This is a genomic window from Leifsonia sp. GW821-FHT13C05 (assembly GCF_058806515.1).
In genome coordinates this window covers 271,628-289,594 of sequence record NZ_JBXAPT010000003.1, presented here as the reverse complement: position 1 = coordinate 289,594, position 17,967 = coordinate 271,628, and the positions used below count along the sequence as shown (strand labels likewise).

The 17,967-nt window shown below is 68.4% G+C and carries 21 protein-coding genes; 6 read left to right on the top strand and 15 right to left on the bottom strand.

Annotation, left to right across the window (positions count from 1 at the left end; all coding sequences use genetic code 11):
* Positions 1-25: 25 nt before the first annotated feature.
* On the bottom strand, positions 26-268 hold the full coding sequence (locus AC1ROC_RS11720) for a zf-HC2 domain-containing protein (RefSeq protein ID WP_085369963.1): 243 nt from the start codon (positions 266-268) through the stop codon (positions 26-28).
* Entirely contained in the window at positions 265-858 is a 594-nt protein-coding gene (locus tag AC1ROC_RS11715) for a sigma-70 family RNA polymerase sigma factor (RefSeq protein ID WP_247597317.1), read from the bottom strand. The genes AC1ROC_RS11720 and AC1ROC_RS11715 overlap by 4 nt, the downstream gene beginning before the upstream one ends.
* 114 nt (positions 859-972) lie before the next feature.
* Here AC1ROC_RS11715 and aroA point away from each other — a divergent pair, with 114 nt between their 5' ends.
* The 4 genes from aroA (at position 973) to AC1ROC_RS11695 (ending at position 4,656) form a co-directional block, all read left to right on the top strand.
* Positions 973-2,340 carry a 3-phosphoshikimate 1-carboxyvinyltransferase gene (gene aroA, locus AC1ROC_RS11710; protein ID WP_493000293.1) on the top strand — a complete coding sequence of 456 codons (1,368 nt, stop codon included), beginning with the start codon at positions 973-975 and terminating at the stop codon, positions 2,338-2,340.
* Positions 2,341-2,353: 13 nt separating this feature from the next.
* Positions 2,354-3,412, top strand: a complete 1,059-nt coding sequence (rsgA, locus tag AC1ROC_RS11705; protein WP_085369961.1) for a ribosome small subunit-dependent GTPase A — start codon at positions 2,354-2,356, stop codon at positions 3,410-3,412.
* Between the two features lie 58 nt (positions 3,413-3,470).
* On the top strand, positions 3,471-3,944 hold the full coding sequence (bcp, locus tag AC1ROC_RS11700; RefSeq protein ID WP_085369960.1) for a thioredoxin-dependent thiol peroxidase: 474 nt from the start codon (positions 3,471-3,473) through the stop codon (positions 3,942-3,944).
* A gap of 85 nt (positions 3,945-4,029) precedes the next feature.
* Positions 4,030-4,656 (top strand): acetate uptake transporter, encoded by a 627-nt coding sequence (locus AC1ROC_RS11695; RefSeq protein ID WP_085369959.1) that lies wholly within the window; start codon positions 4,030-4,032, stop codon positions 4,654-4,656.
* 118 nt (positions 4,657-4,774) lie between these two features.
* On the opposite strand, the gene AC1ROC_RS11690 is transcribed toward AC1ROC_RS11695, so the two are convergent.
* From AC1ROC_RS11690 to AC1ROC_RS11660, 7 genes are all read right to left on the bottom strand, one after another.
* Entirely contained in the window at positions 4,775-5,539 is a 765-nt protein-coding gene (locus tag AC1ROC_RS11690; RefSeq protein WP_493000290.1) for an ABC transporter ATP-binding protein, read from the bottom strand.
* Positions 5,536-6,354, bottom strand: coding sequence for an ATP-binding cassette domain-containing protein (locus AC1ROC_RS11685; RefSeq protein WP_168688909.1), 819 nt, complete (start codon positions 6,352-6,354; stop codon positions 5,536-5,538). The genes AC1ROC_RS11690 and AC1ROC_RS11685 overlap by 4 nt, the downstream gene beginning before the upstream one ends.
* Positions 6,351-7,235, bottom strand: a complete 885-nt coding sequence (locus AC1ROC_RS11680; RefSeq protein WP_168688908.1) for an ABC transporter permease — start codon at positions 7,233-7,235, stop codon at positions 6,351-6,353. The genes AC1ROC_RS11685 and AC1ROC_RS11680 overlap by 4 nt, the downstream gene beginning before the upstream one ends.
* Positions 7,232-8,194 (bottom strand): ABC transporter permease, encoded by a 963-nt coding sequence (locus tag AC1ROC_RS11675; protein ID WP_085369955.1) that lies wholly within the window; start codon positions 8,192-8,194, stop codon positions 7,232-7,234. Before AC1ROC_RS11675 ends, AC1ROC_RS11680 begins: the two co-directional genes overlap by 4 nt.
* 75 nt (positions 8,195-8,269) lie before the next feature.
* The gene (locus tag AC1ROC_RS11670; protein WP_493000287.1) at positions 8,270-9,766 is read right to left on the bottom strand and encodes an ABC transporter substrate-binding protein; all 1,497 of its coding nucleotides are present in this window, start codon (positions 9,764-9,766) and stop codon (positions 8,270-8,272) included.
* 79 nt (positions 9,767-9,845) lie between these two features.
* Positions 9,846-10,601: a DUF1684 domain-containing protein gene (locus AC1ROC_RS11665; protein ID WP_168688906.1), complete on the bottom strand. Its 756-nt coding sequence runs from the start codon at positions 10,599-10,601 to the stop codon at positions 9,846-9,848.
* Between the two features lie 36 nt (positions 10,602-10,637).
* Positions 10,638-11,054 carry a hypothetical protein gene (locus AC1ROC_RS11660; RefSeq protein ID WP_168688905.1) on the bottom strand — a complete coding sequence of 139 codons (417 nt, stop codon included), beginning with the start codon at positions 11,052-11,054 and terminating at the stop codon, positions 10,638-10,640.
* Between the two features lie 292 nt (positions 11,055-11,346).
* On the opposite strand from AC1ROC_RS11660, the gene AC1ROC_RS11655 reads away from it, so the two are divergent.
* A complete protein-coding gene (locus tag AC1ROC_RS11655) occupies positions 11,347-11,595 on the top strand; it encodes a WhiB family transcriptional regulator (protein WP_055890939.1) in 249 nt (82 codons plus the stop codon).
* Between the two features lie 114 nt (positions 11,596-11,709).
* Here AC1ROC_RS11655 and AC1ROC_RS11650 read toward each other — a convergent pair whose 3' ends face one another.
* From AC1ROC_RS11650 to AC1ROC_RS11630, 5 genes are read right to left on the bottom strand one after another with little or no spacing between them, the layout of a single operon-like run.
* On the bottom strand, positions 11,710-12,486 hold the full coding sequence (locus AC1ROC_RS11650) for an ABC transporter ATP-binding protein (RefSeq protein ID WP_085369951.1): 777 nt from the start codon (positions 12,484-12,486) through the stop codon (positions 11,710-11,712).
* Positions 12,483-13,277 carry an ABC transporter ATP-binding protein gene (locus AC1ROC_RS11645; RefSeq protein ID WP_493000284.1) on the bottom strand — a complete coding sequence of 265 codons (795 nt, stop codon included), beginning with the start codon at positions 13,275-13,277 and terminating at the stop codon, positions 12,483-12,485. Before AC1ROC_RS11645 ends, AC1ROC_RS11650 begins: the two co-directional genes overlap by 4 nt.
* A complete protein-coding gene (locus AC1ROC_RS11640) occupies positions 13,274-14,164 on the bottom strand; it encodes an ABC transporter permease (protein WP_085369950.1) in 891 nt (296 codons plus the stop codon). The genes AC1ROC_RS11645 and AC1ROC_RS11640 overlap by 4 nt, the downstream gene beginning before the upstream one ends.
* Positions 14,161-15,240 (bottom strand): ABC transporter permease, encoded by a 1,080-nt coding sequence (locus AC1ROC_RS11635; protein WP_247597315.1) that lies wholly within the window; start codon positions 15,238-15,240, stop codon positions 14,161-14,163. Before AC1ROC_RS11635 ends, AC1ROC_RS11640 begins: the two co-directional genes overlap by 4 nt.
* Positions 15,224-16,795 carry an ABC transporter substrate-binding protein gene (locus tag AC1ROC_RS11630; RefSeq protein ID WP_493000281.1) on the bottom strand — a complete coding sequence of 524 codons (1,572 nt, stop codon included), beginning with the start codon at positions 16,793-16,795 and terminating at the stop codon, positions 15,224-15,226. Before AC1ROC_RS11630 ends, AC1ROC_RS11635 begins: the two co-directional genes overlap by 17 nt.
* A gap of 174 nt (positions 16,796-16,969) precedes the next feature.
* Here AC1ROC_RS11630 and AC1ROC_RS11625 point away from each other — a divergent pair, with 174 nt between their 5' ends.
* Positions 16,970-17,536 carry an Lrp/AsnC family transcriptional regulator gene (locus tag AC1ROC_RS11625; protein WP_085369948.1) on the top strand — a complete coding sequence of 189 codons (567 nt, stop codon included), beginning with the start codon at positions 16,970-16,972 and terminating at the stop codon, positions 17,534-17,536.
* 6 nt (positions 17,537-17,542) lie between these two features.
* Here AC1ROC_RS11625 and AC1ROC_RS11620 read toward each other — a convergent pair whose 3' ends face one another.
* Complete coding sequence (locus AC1ROC_RS11620) at positions 17,543-17,935, bottom strand: avidin-fold protein (RefSeq protein ID WP_493000278.1); 393 nt, start codon at positions 17,933-17,935, stop codon at positions 17,543-17,545.
* Positions 17,936-17,967 lie beyond the last annotated feature (32 nt).

The window sequence follows — 17,967 nt, the reverse complement described above, 5'->3', positions numbered from 1 at the left end:
GTCGCCCCGGTCAGTGCCGGCTCGCTCAGTGGGTGGCCTGGAAGCCCCGGATGCGCAGCAGCACTTCCTCGCGCAGCGTTTCCGGCGCCGTCTCCTTGCACGCCCGCTGCACCACCTCGGTGAGGACGACGCTCAGGTGCGCTTCGTCAGCGCATCCATTGCAGGTGGCGAGGTGCTCGCGGATGTCGGCAGCATCTTCGCTGCAGAGTTCGTTGCGCAGGTATTCCTCGAGGTCCTGTTTGGCCTTGTCGCAGCCGCAGTCGGTCATTTCGTGCTCCTGGGTGTTTGCACGGCGGAAAGTCCCCGCTCGTGCGCGTAGTCGGTGAGAAGCTCCCTCAGCATCCGGCGGCCGCGGTGCAGGCGGCTCATCACGGTGCCGATCGGGGTCTTCATGATGTCGGCGATCTCCTGATAGGAGAAGCCTTCGACATCAGCGAAGTACACGGCCATCCTGAAGTCTTCCGGAATGGCCTGCAGCGCGTCTTTGACGGCGCTGTCTGGCAGGTGGTCGATCGCCTCAGCCTCAGCCGAACGGCTGGTGGATGCGGTGGTCGACTCCGCGCCGCCGAGCTGCCAGTCCTCGAGCTCGTCGATCGTGCCCTGGTACGGCTCGCGCTGCTTCTTGCGGTAGGTGTTGATGAAGGTGTTCGTGAGGATGCGGTACAGCCAGGCCTTCAGGTTCGTGCCCTGCTGGAACTGGTTGAACGCCGCGTATGCCTTGACGAAGGTCTCCTGGACCAGATCTTGCGCGTCGGCAGGGTTTCTGGTCATGCGGAGTGCCGCTGCGTACAGCTGGTCCATGTACTGCAGCGCCTGCTCTTCGAAGAGCGGACCGAGGTCGTCAGTTGCGGTGGTCATCACGGGCAAGTCTAGTTCCGCGCGTGTATCCACGCGCGGAGAGTCCAGGACGGCGCTCGTGAGGGTCACAGACTTTCCTTCCTTCGGTCGAAAACGCGGATACCCTTGACAACGATGCTGATCTCGAAATATTCCGCGCCAGAGTTCGATCCGTACGGCGACAACCGTGCCGACGAGCCGAACACGCTGTGGCCGGCGCCCGTCGCGACCGGTCCGCTCACCGCATCCGTGTCGCTGCCAGGCTCCAAATCGCTGACGGCGAGGGAGCTGGTGCTCTCCGCTCTCGCGGCCGGGCCGTCGCTGCTGCGCGCCCCTCTGCACTCGCGCGACAGCGAGAACATGGTCGAGGCGCTGCGCGCCCTCGGCGTCGGCATCGAGGCGAAGAAGGGCGCGAGCGAGTTCGGCGACGACCTCCTGGTGACGCCCGCCGACGAGCTGCTCGGCAGCACGACCATCGAGTGCGGCCAGGCGGGCACCGTCATGCGGTTCGTTCCCCCGATCGCCGGCCTGGCGCTCGGGCCGACGATGTTCGACGCGGATGACTCGGCCCGTGGCCGGCCGATGTCGTCGATCATCACCTCGCTGCGCGACCTCGGCGTCGACGTCAACGACGACGGCCGCGGTTCCCTGCCGTTCACCGTGCACGGCACGGGGACGGTCGCCGGTGGCGCCATCACGATCGACGCATCGTCGTCCAGCCAGTTCGTCAGCGCGCTGCTGCTCTCCGCCAGCCGGTTCGAGAACGGCATCGACCTCACCCACTCCGGCGAGCGCCTCCCGAGCCTTCCGCACATCGAGATGACCATTCAGACGCTCGCGGCGCGCGGCGTGACGGTCGAGTCGCCCGAGGTGGGCCGCTGGGTCGTCGCGCCTGGCACGATCGGCGCCCGCGACGTCGACATCGAGCCGGACCTCTCCAACGCGGCGCCCTTCCTGGCCGCGGCGGTCGTCACCGGAGGCTCCGTGACGTTCACCGGATGGCCGGAGCACACGACGCAGGTCGGCGCAGACCTGGCCGACCTCCTCCCGCTGTTCGGCGCGACGGTCACCCGCGACGGCGACCGTCTCACGGTGACCGGCGGAGACCGCATCCCGGGTGTCACCCTCGACCTGACGACGGGCGGAGAGCTCGCTCCCGCACTGGTCGCCATCGCCGCACTAGCGGACGGACCGAGCGAGATCACCGGCATCGGGCACATCCGGCACCACGAGACGGACAGGCTGGCGGCGCTGGTCGCCGAGATCAACGGCCTCGGAGGTGCGGTCACCGAGCTCGAGGACGGCCTGCGCATCGAGCCGCGTCCGCTGACCGGCGGCGTGTGGCGCAGCTACGAGGACCACCGGATGGCCACGGCAGGCGCGATCATCGGCCTGGTGGTTCCCGGCGTCGAGATCGAGAACGTCGCCACGACCGCGAAGACCCTCCCCCAGTTCACGCAGCTCTGGGCTCGCCTGGTCGAGGAAGGCACCGCCCCAGCGTGACGGAGAACGCAGCGTGACGGAGAACACCGGGTCGTGGTGGGACGACGACGATGACGACGACGAGGCGTACTCCGAGTTCGACGAGTCGAGCATCCGGAGCCGCCCCAACCCGAAGGGCAACCGGCCGCGCACCAAGACGAGGCCGGAGCACGGGGATGCGCAGATCGCGCGGGTGCTCGGCGTCGACCGCGGCAGGTACACGGTGCTCCTCGACGAGGACACCCCGGACGAACGGCAGATGACGGCGGCCCGCGCTAGCGAGCTGCGCAAGCAGGCCATCGTGACCGGCGACCGCGTCGCCGTGGTCGGGGACACGACCGGCGAGGACGGCACGCTCGGCCGGATCGTCCGCATCGAGCCGCGCACCACCCTGCTGCGGAGGAGCGCGGACGACACGGACGAGGTCGAGCGGGTGATCGTCGCCAACGCCGACCAGATGCTCATCGTCGTGGCCGCCGCGAATCCTGAGCCGAGAACCCGACTGGTGGACCGCTATCTGGTCGCCGCGTACGACGCCGGCATCACCCCGATGCTCTGCGTCACGAAGATCGACCTCGCCGACCCTGCGCCGTTCCTGGAGAACTTCGCCGGGCTCGACCTGCCCGTGTTCACGAGCAGGGAGGACCACATCCCGGTGGAGGCGATCAAGGCCGCCCTGGTGGGGCACGACACGGTGGTGGTCGGGCACTCGGGCGTCGGCAAGTCGACGCTGGTCAACGAGATCGTGCCGGGCGCGATGCGCGCGACGGGCCATGTGAACGTGGTGACCGGCCGCGGCAGGCACACGTCGTCGTCGACCGTGTCGCTGCGGGTGGAGAACGCCGAAGGACACGGCTGGGTCATCGACACCCCTGGCGTGCGGTCCTTCGGGCTCGGGCACATCAACACCGACAGCATCCTGAAGTCGTTCACCGACCTCGCCGAACTCGCCGAGGATTGCCCGCGGGGATGCACGCACCTGCCGGATGCGCCGGACTGCGCGATCGTGGAGGCCGTCGAAGCCGGAGCGCTCGGCGAGACGGGGCGCGCGCGGCTGGACTCGCTGCAGCGGCTGCTCGCGACGTTCGCCTGAGTTCTTCTGAGCGAGCCCGATTCGCCCGCGCGGCCCACTGGTGCGCGAGAATGAAGCCATGACTGATGTGCGACTCGAAGCGGGAGACGCCGCCCCGGCGTTCACGCTCACAGACCAGGACGGCGCGCCCGTCTCGCTCGGCGACTACGCGGGCAAGAACGTGATCGTGTACTTCTACCCGGCGGCCATGACCCCCGGCTGCACCACGGAGGCCTGCGACTTCCGCGACAACCTCAACTCTCTGGCGTCCGCCGACTACCAGGTCATCGGCATCTCCAAGGACGCCCCGGCCAAGAACAAGCAGTTCCAGGAGCAGGAGGGCCTCAACTTCCCGCTGCTGAGCGACGAAGACCTCGCCGTGCACCAGGCATACGGCGCGTACGGGGAGAAGAAGCTCTACGGCAAGACCGTCACCGGCGTCATCCGCTCGACGTTCGTCCTGAACCCGGACGGCACCGTCCGTCTCCCCCTCTACAACGTGAAGGCCACCGGCCACGTCGCGATGCTGCGCAAGAAGCTCGGCATTGACTGAGATTACAAATATTTACGGGTGTGATCCAGCACTCTAGAGTCGGGATACGGCGTCCACCGCCGCATCCCGCACGAAGGAGTGTCCCATGAGCAGCATCGCAGAGCAGAACCAGGGAACCGCGCCGTCGGCCGCGACTGAACCCCCGCAGCCCGCCCGCGTCGAGATCGCCGATCCTGGACCGCTCGGACTCGCGGCGTTCGCCCTCACGACGCTGCTGCTCAGCCTCGCCAACGCCAGGATCCTTCACGAGGCAGGCGCCGCGGCGGTGAGCATGGCCCTATTCTTCGGCGGACTGACCCAGGCGGCCGCCGGGCTCTGGGAGTTCGCGCGCGGCAACACGTTCGGCGCCACGGCGTTCACGGCCTACGGGGCGTTCTGGCTGTCGTTCTGGTGGCTGCAGACGAACCCGGACGTCGCCGAGCGCGCCGGGTCGGCCGGTGTCGGTGTCTACCTGCTGGGCTGGACGCTCTTCACCGCCTTGATGACTGTCGCCGCGGCGAAGACCAACGGGGCGACGCTCGCGGTCTTCGTGCTCCTCACCATCACGTTCGCCGCGCTCACCATCGGCGACCTCGCCGGCGCGGAGGCCGCCACGCGGCTCGGAGGGTGGCTGGGCCTCGTCACCGGCCTCACGGCTCTCTACACCTCCTGGGCGGGCGTCACCAATGCCACCTGGAAGCGCGATGTGCTCCCGGTGTGGCCGCGCGCCTGAGCAATCCTGCCCTGCCCGTCCTCCCCGGCCCGTCCCCTCGCTCCGGCCGTCGCGCGCTCGTGTGCACCGTGTGGCGCGTCGCGCTCCCGCGCGCGGCGACCGGACCTACACGCCGAAGCTAGGCGGGCAGCCGCGGCACCGAGGCGAGCAGGCGCTGGGTGTACGGGTCCTGCGGGCGGCCGAGCACCTCGGTCGTGGCGCCCTGCTCGACCACGCGGCCTCCGCGCAGCACGACCGTCTGGTCGCAGAGCGAGGCGACGACGCCGAGGTCGTGCGAGACCATCACGACGGTCATGCCCTCCCGCCCGCTCAGCTCGCCGAGCAGATCGATGATCTGGATGCGCGTCGTCACGTCGAGCGCGCTCACCGGCTCGTCGGCGAGCAGCACTCGCGGCCGGGAGACCACGGCGCGCGCGATGGCGATGCGCTGCCGCTGACCGCCGGAGAACTCGTGCGGAAAGCGCGCGGCAGCATCCACCGGCAGGCCGACGGCCGTGAGCGCCTCGGCCACGCGGTCCCGCGCATCCTGACCGGAGGCGACCTTCAGGCTTGTCAGCGGCTCCGCGATGATGCGGCCGACGCTCTGCCGGGGGTCGAGCGACGAGTACGGGTCTTGGAACACCGTCTGCACGCTCCGGCGGAACTCGCGCATCCTGGCCCTGTCGCGGCGGTCGAGGGGCACCCCGTCGAACAGGAGCTCGCCGCTCGTCGGGCTGGTCAGCCCGAGCAGCAGGGACAGCGCGGTGGTCTTGCCGGCGCCGGACTCTCCGACCAGGCCGACGTTGCGGCCGGGCTCGACGGCGAGCGAGACGGCGTCCAGCGCGGCAGTGGATGCGCGCCGATAGCGGAAACCGGCCTCACGAAGCTCCAGGATGGCGCTCACGACACCTCCAGGGCTCTGTCGAGTTCGCGTGCGCTGGCGACGAGTTCGATCGTGTACGGGTCGCTGGGGGCCGTGAGGAGCCGCTGGATGCTGCCCTCCTCGACTACCCGGCCGGCCCGGAGGACGAGCGCGCGCTCCGTCATCCGGGAGACGACGGCGAGATCGTGGCTCACGAACACCAGCGCCATGCCGCGCTCGGCCACGATGGCGTCGATGAGCGACAGGATCTCCGCCTGCACCGTCACGTCGAGCGCGGTGGTCGGCTCGTCGGCGATGAGCAGCTGCGGGCGGCAGGCGAGGGCGGCTGCGATGGCGACGCGCTGTCGCTGACCGCCGGAGATCTCGTGCGGGTACGCGCGGGCGATCCGCTCCGGCTCCGGCAGCCGCACCTCGGCGAGCGCGTCGAGCACGGCGCGGTGCAGCGCGTCTCCACGGAGCCCGAGGTGGCGACGCAGGGGTTCCGCGACCTGCTTGCCGAGGCGCATCAGCGGGTCGAGGGCGGTGAGCGGCTCCTGGAAGACCACGGACGCGACGCGTCCGCGCAGCGCGACCAGATCGCGCTCCTTCGCACCGACCACCTCCACGCCGCCGAGCACGGCGCTCCCGGATGCGACGAGCCCGGCCGGCAGCAGCCCGGTGACGGCGAAGGACGTGAGCGACTTGCCGGAGCCGGACTCGCCGATCAGGCTCAGTCGCTCCCCCGCCGCGACGCTGAACGTCACGTCGCGCACGAGCGGTGCGCCGGACGCCGAGGTGACGCCGAGCCCGCGCACGTCGAGCAGCGTCTCCGCATCCCGTTCGGTGGAATCGCTCATCGGGATCGCCTCCTCGTCGGGTCTGCGACGTCGCGGAGCCCGTCGGCGACGAGATTGACGCCGATCACCAGCACCACGAGGGCCACACCGGGCGCGATCGCGCCGACGGGTGCCGTCGCCACCGTTCCCTGTGCCTCCTGCAGCAGCCGGCCCCACGAGGCGTTCGGCGGCGGGGCGCCGAGCCCGAGGTACGACAGGCTCGCCTCCGCCAGCACGGCGACGCCGAACTGCAGAGCGAGGTTCACGCTGAGCGTCGGCCAGATGTTGGGCAGGATGTGCTTGCCGACGATGCCCAGCCAGCTCGTGCCGGACGTGCGGGCCGCCGTGACGTACTGCATCGAGAGCACACGTTTGGCGAGCACGCGGGTGAGCCGGGCCACCACGGCGGACATCGCCAGGCCGATCGCGAGGATGGCCGTGCCGAGCGATGCGCCCTGCGCCGCGACGATCAGCATCGCGAGCAGCAGCGTCGGGAACGCGATCAGGATGTCGAGCGCTGCCGAGATCGTGTCGTCGAGCCAGGTGGTGGCGAATGCGGCGAGCAATCCGAGCGTGATGCCGATGAGCGCCCCGATGGCGACGGAGCCGACACCCACCGCCAGCGCGATGCGCGCGCCCACCATCAGCTGGGAGAGCAGGTCGCGGCCGAGCTTGTCCGTGCCGAGCCAGTGCGCAGCATCCGGATGCTCGAGCCGGCCGCCCGCCGTGTCGCTCGGCGCGTACGGCAGCCAGAAGAACGAGACGACGGCGACCACGACGACGATCCCCACCAGCACGGCGCCGATGCTGAGCGACGCGGACCGGCGCCTGCGCACCCGCGCCGGCGGCTGCTGCCCTGTCTCTCCCGCGTGTCCAGCGGCCTGGTCGACGATGGCGCTCATCGGTTGCCCGAGATGCTCTGCCGCAGACGCGGGTCGACGAGACGCTGCACCAGGTCGGCCGCGAAGCCGATCAGCAGCACCGCCAGGGTGCTCACGAACAGGATGCCCTGGATGTTCGGGTAGTCGTGCTGCTGGATCGCGCGCAGCAGCATGCTCCCGAGCCCGGGCAGCGTGAACACGCTCTCCACCACCACGGCGCCGAGGAAGGTCGTCGCCAGCTCGATGCCCAGGATGGAGATGACGGGCACAGCGCCGTTGCGCAGCCCGTGCCTCCTCATGGCCTGGCCGAAGCTCGACCCGAGGGCGCGCGAGTTGCGGAGGTAGTCGCTGCCGATCACATCCAGGGTGGCGCTGCGCACATACCGGGCGATGGATGCGCTCATCACCACGGCGATCGTGATCACCGGGAGGGCGAGCGACGTGAGGGCTGCGCCCGGGTCGGCCCAGTCGTCGCGCGGGAAGCCGCCGGATGGGAACCACCGCAGATTGATCGAGAAGGCGCTCACCAGCAGGATGCCGACCCAGAAGACGGGCACGGCGATCCCGAGTTGCGAGATGGCGGACAGGGCGACGCCGTACCAGGTGTCCGACTTCCAGGCAGCGACGAACCCGATCACGAGCGCGAGTGCCAGCGCGATCACGAACGAGATGAGCGTGAGCGGGATGGTCACCGCCAGCCGGGAGGCGATCTCCGGGCCGACCGGCAGCGAGGAGACGAACGACTCCCCCAGATCGAGCGTGAGCATCTGGCCGAACCAGGAGAAGAACTGCTGCAGCAGCGGCTGGTCGCTGCCCACCTGCTCCTGCGCGGCCTTGATCTGCTCCGGAGTGGCGTTCACGGACAGCAGTGCGTTGGACGGGTCTCCCGGCAGCACCCTCAGCAGCAGGAAGAGGACCACCATGGCAAGCAGCAGCGACACCACCAGGAAGGCGAAGCGACGCAGAAGATAGACGGCCATGACGTTCTCAAGAGTAAATGCTCGGGGAGCCGGCGACCGGCCCCCCCGAGCATCCGGTGGATAACTCGCCCCTGTCTACTTCTTGACGATGTCGTATGCGTAGAACTGGGAGTTCAGCCCGTTGACCGGGTACCCGCTGAGGTCGCTCGACGCGACCACGATCTGCGGGTAGAGGTACAGCCAGGCGCTGGCGGCGTCCTTCGCGATCTGCTCGTTGACGAGCTTCAGCTTCGCGGTCTGGTCAGCGGTGCTGGTCGCCTGCTCGGCCTCGTCGACCCACTTGGTCACCTGCGGGTTGTTGTAGCCCCAGTAGAAGTCCGGGTTGCCGTACCAGACCACGTCGCGGTCGTTGACGTGCTCCTGCAGGGTGGCGGCGAAGTCGTGGTTCTTGAACACCTTCGTGTACCACTCGTCGGCCGAGATGGAGTTGATGTTCACCGTGATGCCGACCTTGGCGAGCTCGCTCTTCAGGAACTCGGCGACGGCGGGGTGCGGGTCGTACGTCGGGGTGTCGAGCGTGAAGGTGAAGCCGTTCGGGAGACCGGCGGCCGCCAGCTCCTTCTTGGCCAGCGTCACGTCGTACGGGTTCACCTTCGTGAGGTCTTCGTACCAGGGGTCGCTCGGCGGGACCATCGAGCCGATCAGCGTGCCGTACTTGCCCCAGATGGAGCTCAGCAGCTTCTTCGTGTCGATCGCCGAGTAGACGGCCTTGCGCACCTCGACCTTGTCGAACGGGGCGACCTTGTCGTTGAAGGCCAGCAGCTCCTTCGTCGTGGACTTGCCGTTGGAGATCGTGTAGTCCTTGTTGCCGTCGAACTGAGTGAGCGCATCCGGGCTCTGGATGCTGGTGACCACGTCCACCTGGTTGGTCACCAGGGCGTTGGAGAGGGCGGTGGCGTCGGTGAAGTAGTCGAAGACGACCTCCTTGTTCTTCGCCTTGTCGCCCCAGTAGCCGGCCGAGCGCTCGAGGCTCAGCGAGCTCCCGCGCTTCCAGGTGCCGAGCGTGTACGGGCCGGTGCCGTCTTCCGCGGTCTTGTAGTTCTTGGTGCCCGGACCGTAGATCCAGATGTAGCTGAGGTTGTACGGCAGCGAGATCGAGCGTGACTTCAGCGAGATGACGACGGTCTTGTCGTCCGGGGTCGCGATGCCGGAGATCACGGCGAGCTGCGACTTGCGGGCGGACTGCGAGTCGGCGGCGGTCACCCGCTCGATGCTGCTCTTGACGTCTGCGCTGGTGAGCGCCTTGCCGGAGTGGAACTTCACGCCGTCGCGCAGCGTGAACGTGTACGTGAGGCCGTCGTCGCTCATCGTGTACTTCGTGGCGAGGAGGGGCTCGACCTTGCCGTCGTCGGTGAGCTTGAACAGGCCCTCGTAGACGTTGCCGTTCAGCGCCTCGGTGACACCCTGGCCGCCGCCGGCCGTGTTGTCGAGGTTGACGGGCTCATACAGCGAGCCGATGGCGATAGATGCGTCTGCGCCGCTCGACGACGACGAGCCGCCCGAGCATCCGGCCAGAGCCAGAGTGGTGGCGACGGCCGTGGCGAGCACGACGAGAAGGGATTTCTTTCTCAACGGAGTTCTCCTGGTGGGGGTTGGGATGCTGTGCTGTGAAGCTGTTGCGCGCGCTGCGCGCGGGTGCCGTGCGCCGCCGCTAGTGCGCGAAGCCGTCGCGGAACACGACGACCTTCTCGCCCGCGTCCACAGGGACGGCGAAGCGGTTGTTGCGCGGCGGGAGCGGACAGTTGTACTGGTCCGAGAAACCGCACGGGGGCACGAAGGCACGGTTGAAATCGAGGACGGCCTTGTCGCCGTCGTGCTGCACGAACAGGAAGCGGCCGGAACCGTACGTGCCGTCGTCGCCCTCCGCGCCGTTGGTCGGGTCGCCGAAGACGAGCAGCAGTGTTCCGTCGTCGTCGAACGCGCTCAGCGAGTATTCGACGCCGTCTTTGCTGAAGGTGATGTCGCCCGGGACGACGAGGTCGCGGGTGCCTCCGTTGTCGCGGATGTGCTCGAACGGGACCGTGCGGGCGCCGTCGACCGGCGTGAAGGTGGCCTCGATGACCCACTCGGGGTTGAACGGGAACGCCGTGATGGTCTCGAACGCCTGGATCGCGGGCGAATTCGCGTCCCAGAGACGGATGCCGCGCTCCGGCTGCCCCGTCTCCAGGTTGGTGCGGGTGAGCTCGGTGGCCGTGACGGTGTCCGGGTGCCCGGCCAGCGCATCCTGAGTGGTCGTCGTATCGCCCTCGGCAAGCCAGCGGGTCTCGATGAGGCTGAGGTTGCCCGTCGCCGCGACGACGGAGGCGAGACGCCATTCGCGCCACGCCTGGTGGCCGGCGCGGGCTTCGTCGATGGTGGATGAGGAGGCGAGCGGAGCGATGGATGTTTCAGTCACGATGTCTGCCATAACCATCAGAGTCTGCGACTTGTTCCCGCATCGGCCCTATTCGTGTTGCACAGTGTTGCGCGTCGTGGCCTTGACCACCTGCGGCGAGACGGCGAGGACGATGCCGACGAGCGCGGGGACGAGCAACGCCCAGCCGAGGTCGGGACGCGCGTAGAGGCCCTGGAAGGAACCGACGGCGACCGCGATCTGCAGGATCTGGATGGTCACCGCCGACGCACGCGTCCAGTTCTGCGCCCTGAGCGCTCCGATCGCGGTCGCGACCACCCAGATGGCCGCGATGACCACGAGCACCAGGATGGCGACAGCCGTCGTGAACGACTCCGGCGTGACCGTGAGCAGTTCGACGAGCAGCCACACCGCCGCCCCGGCGACGAGCAGCGCCTCCAGGAAGAGCAGGACGGCGAGCGCGACCAGCAGAGGCGGCCGCCGGTGGACGTCGGAGGCCGCGCTCACAGGCTCGCCCTGACGGTCGAGACGCGGGTCGGTGGAACGGTCGGACTGGTCCCCATCGGGGGGCGGAACTCTAGCACTCATTCATTTCTCGCTTGTGTTCACAGCGTTATCTCATACAAAACTATTGATTCGGATTATGCGCTATGGGAGCATATTCGAGGTCGAGTTAGCGCTCACAGGGTCGTGGGCAGGTCTATCCCCCACGGATCATTCACCCTGTAGCTCGACTGCTTACCATGCATCCTAGGCCGTAGCGGCCGGGGAACAATCAGCAAACAAGGAGCACATCTTCATGGACTGGCGCGACAAAGCTGCCTGCCTCACAGCGGACCCCGAGCTTTTCTTCCCCGTCGGCAACACCGGGCCCGCCGTCGACCAGATCGACAAGGCGAAGTCCGTGTGCGCCCGCTGCACCGTGACCGAGATCTGCCTCCAGTACGCCCTCGAGACCGGACAGGACTCCGGCGTCTGGGGTGGCCTCTCCGAAGACGAGCGCCGCGCGCTCAAGCGCCGCGCAGCCCGCGCACGCCGGGCCTCCTAGACCCGCCACAGCACGAGGCGCCCCGCCGAGGCGCTCCCTCGCACACCTAGCATTCGAGGGAGCGGCCTCGGCTTTCGTATTTAACGCGCGCCGACGACGACAACGACCGCGCGGTCAGCCGGGGAGCTGGCCGAGGCCGTCGACCTTCGGGATGGCGGCGAGCAGGCGGCGCGTGTAGCTCGCCTGCGGGTTGTTCCAGACCTCGGCGACCGGGCCGCGCTCGACGATGCGCCCGGCGCTCATCACCGCGACGTCGTCGGCGATCTCGCGCACGATGGCGAGGTCGTGGCTGATGAACAGCAGGGCGGCGCCCGTCTCAATCGCCAGGGTGCGCATCATCCCGGCCACGCGCGCCTGCAGCGAGGCGTCGAGCGACGCGATCGGCTCGTCGCCGATCAGCAGGTCCGGTCCGGTGGCGATGGCACGCGCGATGGCGATCCGCTGACGCTGCCCGCCCGAGAACGCGTGCGGGTGCTTGGTCGCGGCCGACGCATCCAGTTCGACGGCTTCGAGCAGCGACGCGACCGTCCAGGCCGACCGGTCCGGGTTGATGCGCAGGCCGTCGGTCAGCTGGCTCGCGATGGTCCTCCGCGGGTTGAGCGACGCATACGGATTCTGGAACACCATCTGGATGCGCAGCTGCGCCTTGTCGCGCTTCCGCAGCCCCAGCCGGCGCACCGGCTCGCCCTCGAAGTGGATGCTCCCGTGCTGCACGGGCTCGAGGCCGCAGACCGCGCGGGCGATCGTCGACTTGCCGCATCCCGATTCGCCGACGAGGCCGAGCACCTGGCGTTTGTCGAGGCGCAGGCTGACGCCGTCGACGGCGGTCAGCCGCCCGCGACCCGGCTGCTTGTACGTGACGACGAGGTCTTCGATGTCGAGCAGGCTCATGATGCATCCCTGTCGGTGCTGGGCAGCGCGTCGATGAGCGCGCGCGTGTATTCGTTCTGCGGGTCGGTGATGATCTGGAACCGGTCGCCGTGCTCGACGATCTCTCCGTTCCGCATCACCGCGATGGTGTCCGCCAGCGCCGACATCACGCCGAGGTCGTGCGTGACGAGCAGCACTGCGAGGTCGAGCTCGTCGCACAGGGTGCGCAGCAGCCGCAGGATGCCCGCCTGCACGGTCACGTCGAGCGCGGTCGTCGGCTCATCGGCGACCAGCACGGACGGCCCGCAGATGATCGCCATCGCGATGGCGATGCGCTGCAGCTGGCCTCCGGAGAACTGGTGCGGGTACTTCTTCAGCGCCCCGGCCGGGTCGGGCACCTTCACCAGTTCGAGCGTGTCGATGGCGCGCGCAACGGCCTCCTTCTTGGAGATCTTGCGGTGCGCTCTGAGGTGGTCGGTCAGCTGCCCTTCGATCGTGAGCATCGGGTGCAGGCTCGCCGTCGGATCCTGGAACACCATCGCGACCCGCGAGCCGCGCAGCTCGTTCAGCGCTCTCCCCCGCAGTTCGAGCAGGTTGCGCCCATCAAACTCGATCGTGCCGCCGGTCTGCGATCCGGCGGGCAGCAGCCCGAGGGCCGCGAGCCCCGTCATGGTCTTGCCCGACCCCGACTCGCCGGCCAGCCCGGTGATCCGGCCCGCGGGCACCTCGAGGTCGATGCCGCGCAGGATGTGCTTCGCACGCTCGCCTGACCCGATCGACATCGTCAGATTCCGGATGCTCAACCCGCTCACAGTGCCCTCCCCTGAACGCTCTCAGCCGTGCGCGGATCCAGGGAGTCGCGCAGGGCGTCCCCGAGGAAGTTGAACGCGAGCACCACGGAGAGGATCGCGAGCCCCGGGAACACGGCGATCCACCAGGACGAGAAGTTGAGGACGCCGGACGAGACCATCGCGCCCCAGTCCGGTGTCGGCGGCACGGCGCCGAGGCCGAGGAACGACAGGCCGGAGAGCAGCAGGATCGCCGTGCCGACATCCAGGGTCGCCAGCACGAACACCGGCGCGATGATGTTGGGCAGGATGTCCTTCGACAGCGACACCACCGGGCTGTTGCCCAGCAGACGTCCCGCGATCACGTACTCGCTCGTGCGCGCCCCCAGCACCAGCGAACGGGTGACGCGGGCGTATGCGGGCCACGACACGATCAGCATCGCGATCACCGCGTTGGTCAGGCTCGGGCCGAGGGATGCGGCGATCACCATCGCGAGGATGATCGTCGGAAACGCGAACACCAGGTCGGCGATGCGCATGATGATCTCGTCGGCCGCCTTGCCGATGTATCCGGCGACGGCCCCGAGGATCGAGCCGATCACCAGCGACGACGCCACCAGCAGCAGCGCGAGCAGGATGGAGACGCGCGCGCCGGCGATGACGCGGGAGAGCACATCCCTCCCCACCTCGTCGGTGCCGAACCAGTTGACCGGGTTCGGGGCGAGCAGCTTGGTGAAGCTCTGGGCAAGAGGGTCGTACGGCGCGATCCACGGTGCGAGGATCGCGACCAGCAGCCACACCACCACGATCGCGCCGCCGGTGACGGCGAGCGGCGTCCGCATCGCGCGCGGCACGTTGAGCCTGGCGCGGAACGGGCGGCGCAGCCCGCGGGAGAGAACGTCCTGGGTCATGCCGTCCTCACTCTCGGGTCGATCAGACCGTACGCGATGTCGACCACCAGATTGAGCCCGATGTAGACGAAGCCGACCACGAGGCCGACGCCCATGATGGCCGGGAGGTCGAGCTTGGTCGCCGCGGAGAACGCGTACTCGCCGAGCCCGTGCCAGGAGTAGATCTTCTCGACGAGCACGGTGCCCGAGAGCAGGGAGCCGAACGCCAGGCCGACCACGGTGATGATCGGCACGAGCGAGCCGCGCAGCACGTAGCGGAACACCACGGTGTGCGCGGGGAGGCCCTTGGCCCTGGCGGCACGCACGTAGTCGAGGTCCAGGACTTCGAGCACGGCGGAGCGCGCGAACCTGGTCAGCAGGCCGATCGTGTACAGCGCGAGCACGGAGGCGGGAAGGATGAGGTGGTAGACCGCATCCCAGAACGTCGGCAGGTCACCGGCGAGCAGCGCATCCACGGTATAGAGGCCCGTGACCTGCGGAGGCGCGATGGCCGTCGGTGCCAGCCGGCCCGACCCGGGGAACAGGTGCAGCTGGTAGAAGAAGACGAAGTAGACGACCAGCGCCAGCCAGAACGCGGGCATCGAGACGCCGATGAGGCTGATGACCCGGATGAGCTGATCCCAGAACGTGCGCCGCTTGAGGGCGGCGATCAGGCCGAGGCCGATGCCCAGGACGATCGAGATGACGATCGCGGTCACCGCCAGCTCGATCGTGGCGGGGAACGCCCGCGACAGGTCGGAGGCGACGGCGTTGTGCGTCTGAGTGGACGTGCCGAGGTTGCCCTGGAGCACGTGACCGAGGTAGGTGAGGTACTGCACCGGCAGCGGCTTGTCGAGTCCCTGCGCCTCGCGGAACTGCTGCACGATCGCCGGGTCGGCGGCCGCCTGCTCGCCGAGGGCCGCCTGCACGGGGTCTGCCGGGACGAGGTTGGTCAGCGTGAACGTGACGAGCGTGACTCCGAAGAGGAGCAGGACGGTGATGCCGAGCCGGATCGCGAGGTAACGCGCCAGCGGGGGGATCCCCGCCGGCGCGTTCCTCTCGCGTTCGCCCGGAGGCGTCTTACTTGATGCCCGCAAAGTCGATCGTCCAGAGCGGGTTGAGCGACAGGGACGTGATGGACTTCGCGGTCACCACGTTCTGCGCAGGCTGCAGCAGCGGGATGAACGGCCCTGAGGCGTTCTGCGCCTTCTGCAGCGCCTGGTAGGCGGCGGTGCGCTCCTCCGTGCCGGTCGCGGCCTTGGCCTTCGCTGCCAGGTCGCTCACGGCCGGGTCGGCATCCGCCGTCCAGCCGGCGCGGAGGCCGACCAGTTCACCGGGGGTGAACGCCAGGTAGTTCGAGGGGTCCGGGAAGTCCGGGCCCCAGTACCACAGTCCCATCGGCTCCTTGCCGTTGCGGTACGCATCCAGCTCGGTGGCGACGGGCGCGGGGGCGAGCTGGACGGTGATGCCGACGGTCTTCAGCTGAGCCTGGATGGACTCGGCGACCGACTGCAGCGACAGGCCCTGCACCGTGATGTCGTTCGGGAAGTTCAGCTTGACCGTCTGGCCGCTGTATCCGGACTTCGCGAGCGCCGCCTTCGCGCCGCTGAGGTCGAACTGGTTGCCGTCCGACGCCTTCAGCGCGCCGATGAAGATCGACGGTATGACGCCGCCCGGCCGCTCGGACCCCTTGCCGGCCAGGTCGAGGATCTTGTCGTAGTCGATCCCCTTCTTGACGGCGTCCAGGAAGTCCGGGTTGCTGGTGAACGGGTCGACGGCCTTGTCCTGATTGAGGAGGAGGAAGATCGTGTATCGCGACGCCGCCGAGATGACGTTGACCTTGGAGGCGTCGATGGCCGCGACCTGGTCGGGGTTCAGGTCGAGTGCGATCTGCGAGTCGCCCGCCTCCACGTTCAGCTTCTGGGTCGGTCCCTGCACGTTGCGCAGCACGACGCGGTCGTATGCCGGAGCCTTGCCGCTGTACTTCGGGTTCTTCTTCAGCACCACCTGGGAGGCGGCGTCGAACGACTCGAGCATGTACGGGCCGGAGCCTGCCGACGTCTTGTTGAGGAAGGACTCCGCCTTGTCGTCTGCGGTCGCCGATCCGCCGTTCTTCTCGACGACCTTCTGGTTCACGACGCCGAGCGCCGGGTTGGGAAGGATGTACGGGAGAGCGGGGTTCGGCTCTGCCGATGTGAGCGTCAGCGTGGTGTCCGAGGTCTTCGCCACGGTGATGCCGTCGAGCAGGAAGGACGGGTTGCCCTTGATGCCGAGCACGCGCTGCAGCGAGAACACGGCGTCGTCGACGGTCACTTTCGAGCCGTCCGAGAACGTGGAGTCGCCCTTCATGGTGAGGGTGAGCACCTTGTTGTCGGCCGACATGGTGTAGCTGGCGAGCCCGTCGACCGGCTTCGAGACATCGCTGCCGTCGAAGGTGAGGAGGGTCTGGTAGAGAGCGTGGGCGACCATGCCGCCGGTCGTCTCGTACTCGCGGTTCGGGTCTGCGGTCTTCAGGTCGAACGAAGCGTCGACCACGATCGACTTTCCGCCAGACGATGACGCGTTGTTGGAGGTGCCGCCGCAGGCGCTCAGGACGAGCGCGCTGGCGACTGCGATGCCGACGAGGCCGGCGCGACGCAGGGAATGGGACACGGATGACCCCTTTGACTTGGTTGGAAGGTTAGGTGTGAAATTACTGTCATCCATGAATGTGTGTCAACTTTGCGCAGAAATCTCGGACGAATGTGCTGCGCTTCTGCCCTCGACGGCATATTATCTCCATCACGCGGGCCATTTCGCCCGCTCGGAGGACGAATGTGAGGGCGCATGGAACTCGACGAGACGCATATCCGGATGCTGGAACTTCTGCGAGAGGATGGCCGCACCTCCATCGCCGCCCTGGCCGAAGAACTCGGCATCTCGCGCTCCAACGCGTACGCCCGCTACGAGGCTCTCGTGAAGAACGGCGTGATCCGCGGGGTGCACGCCGACATCGACCCGGCCGCCGTCGGCCTGAGCGTCTCAGCACTGGTCTTCGTCACCCTCCGGCAGAGCCAGTGGGCCGACTTCCGCAGCAGGCTGGAGACCCTGCCGGAACTCGAATACTTCACCGTGATGACCGGCGAGCACGACGCGATGCTGCTCGTCCGCGCCAGCGGCGTCTCCGCCATCCACAACCTTGTGGCCACCCGGCTCGCGCAGTGGCCGTCGATCAAGGCGACGGTCACGGTGTTCCTCATGGACGAGCAGGCGACGAGGGTGTCGCTCCGGATGCCCCGGGTCGCCTCCGACGCACTGCAGACCTCGGGCGAGCGCTACGGCATGACCCGGTTCGTCCGCACCAGCGACCAGCGGGCGGAGCGGGCGACGGCCGATCCGCGCAGACGGCGGTGAGCTGAGCTACGCCACCTCGCGGCACACGGAGACGTGCTGCGCGCCATCCGGGGTCGCGAACTCCTCGGTGAGGATCAGCCGGCCGTCGTCGTCGGTGGAGAGCGTCGACGTGGCACTCCCCTGCGCCGTGCTGCCGTCGATGCCGTGGTGCACGAACGAGATGTGCAGCACGTCGTCCTCCCTGCGCCCGACGAAGCGGCCGACCGCGACGGTGTCGCCGACATACTCGCCCCACAGCACCCCGGAGTCCTCACGGTAGAGGAAACGTGTGGGAGCATCCTCGGCCACCACACTCGACGTCGACGAGATCATGTCGAAGTACTTGCCGTCGAGGGGAGCGGATGCGCGGGTGTTCTTGGCGGAGGCGGTCACGGCGGACCATTCTGCCCCCGTTGCCATGGGGGCTGTCAAACCGGAATGCGATCCGTCCA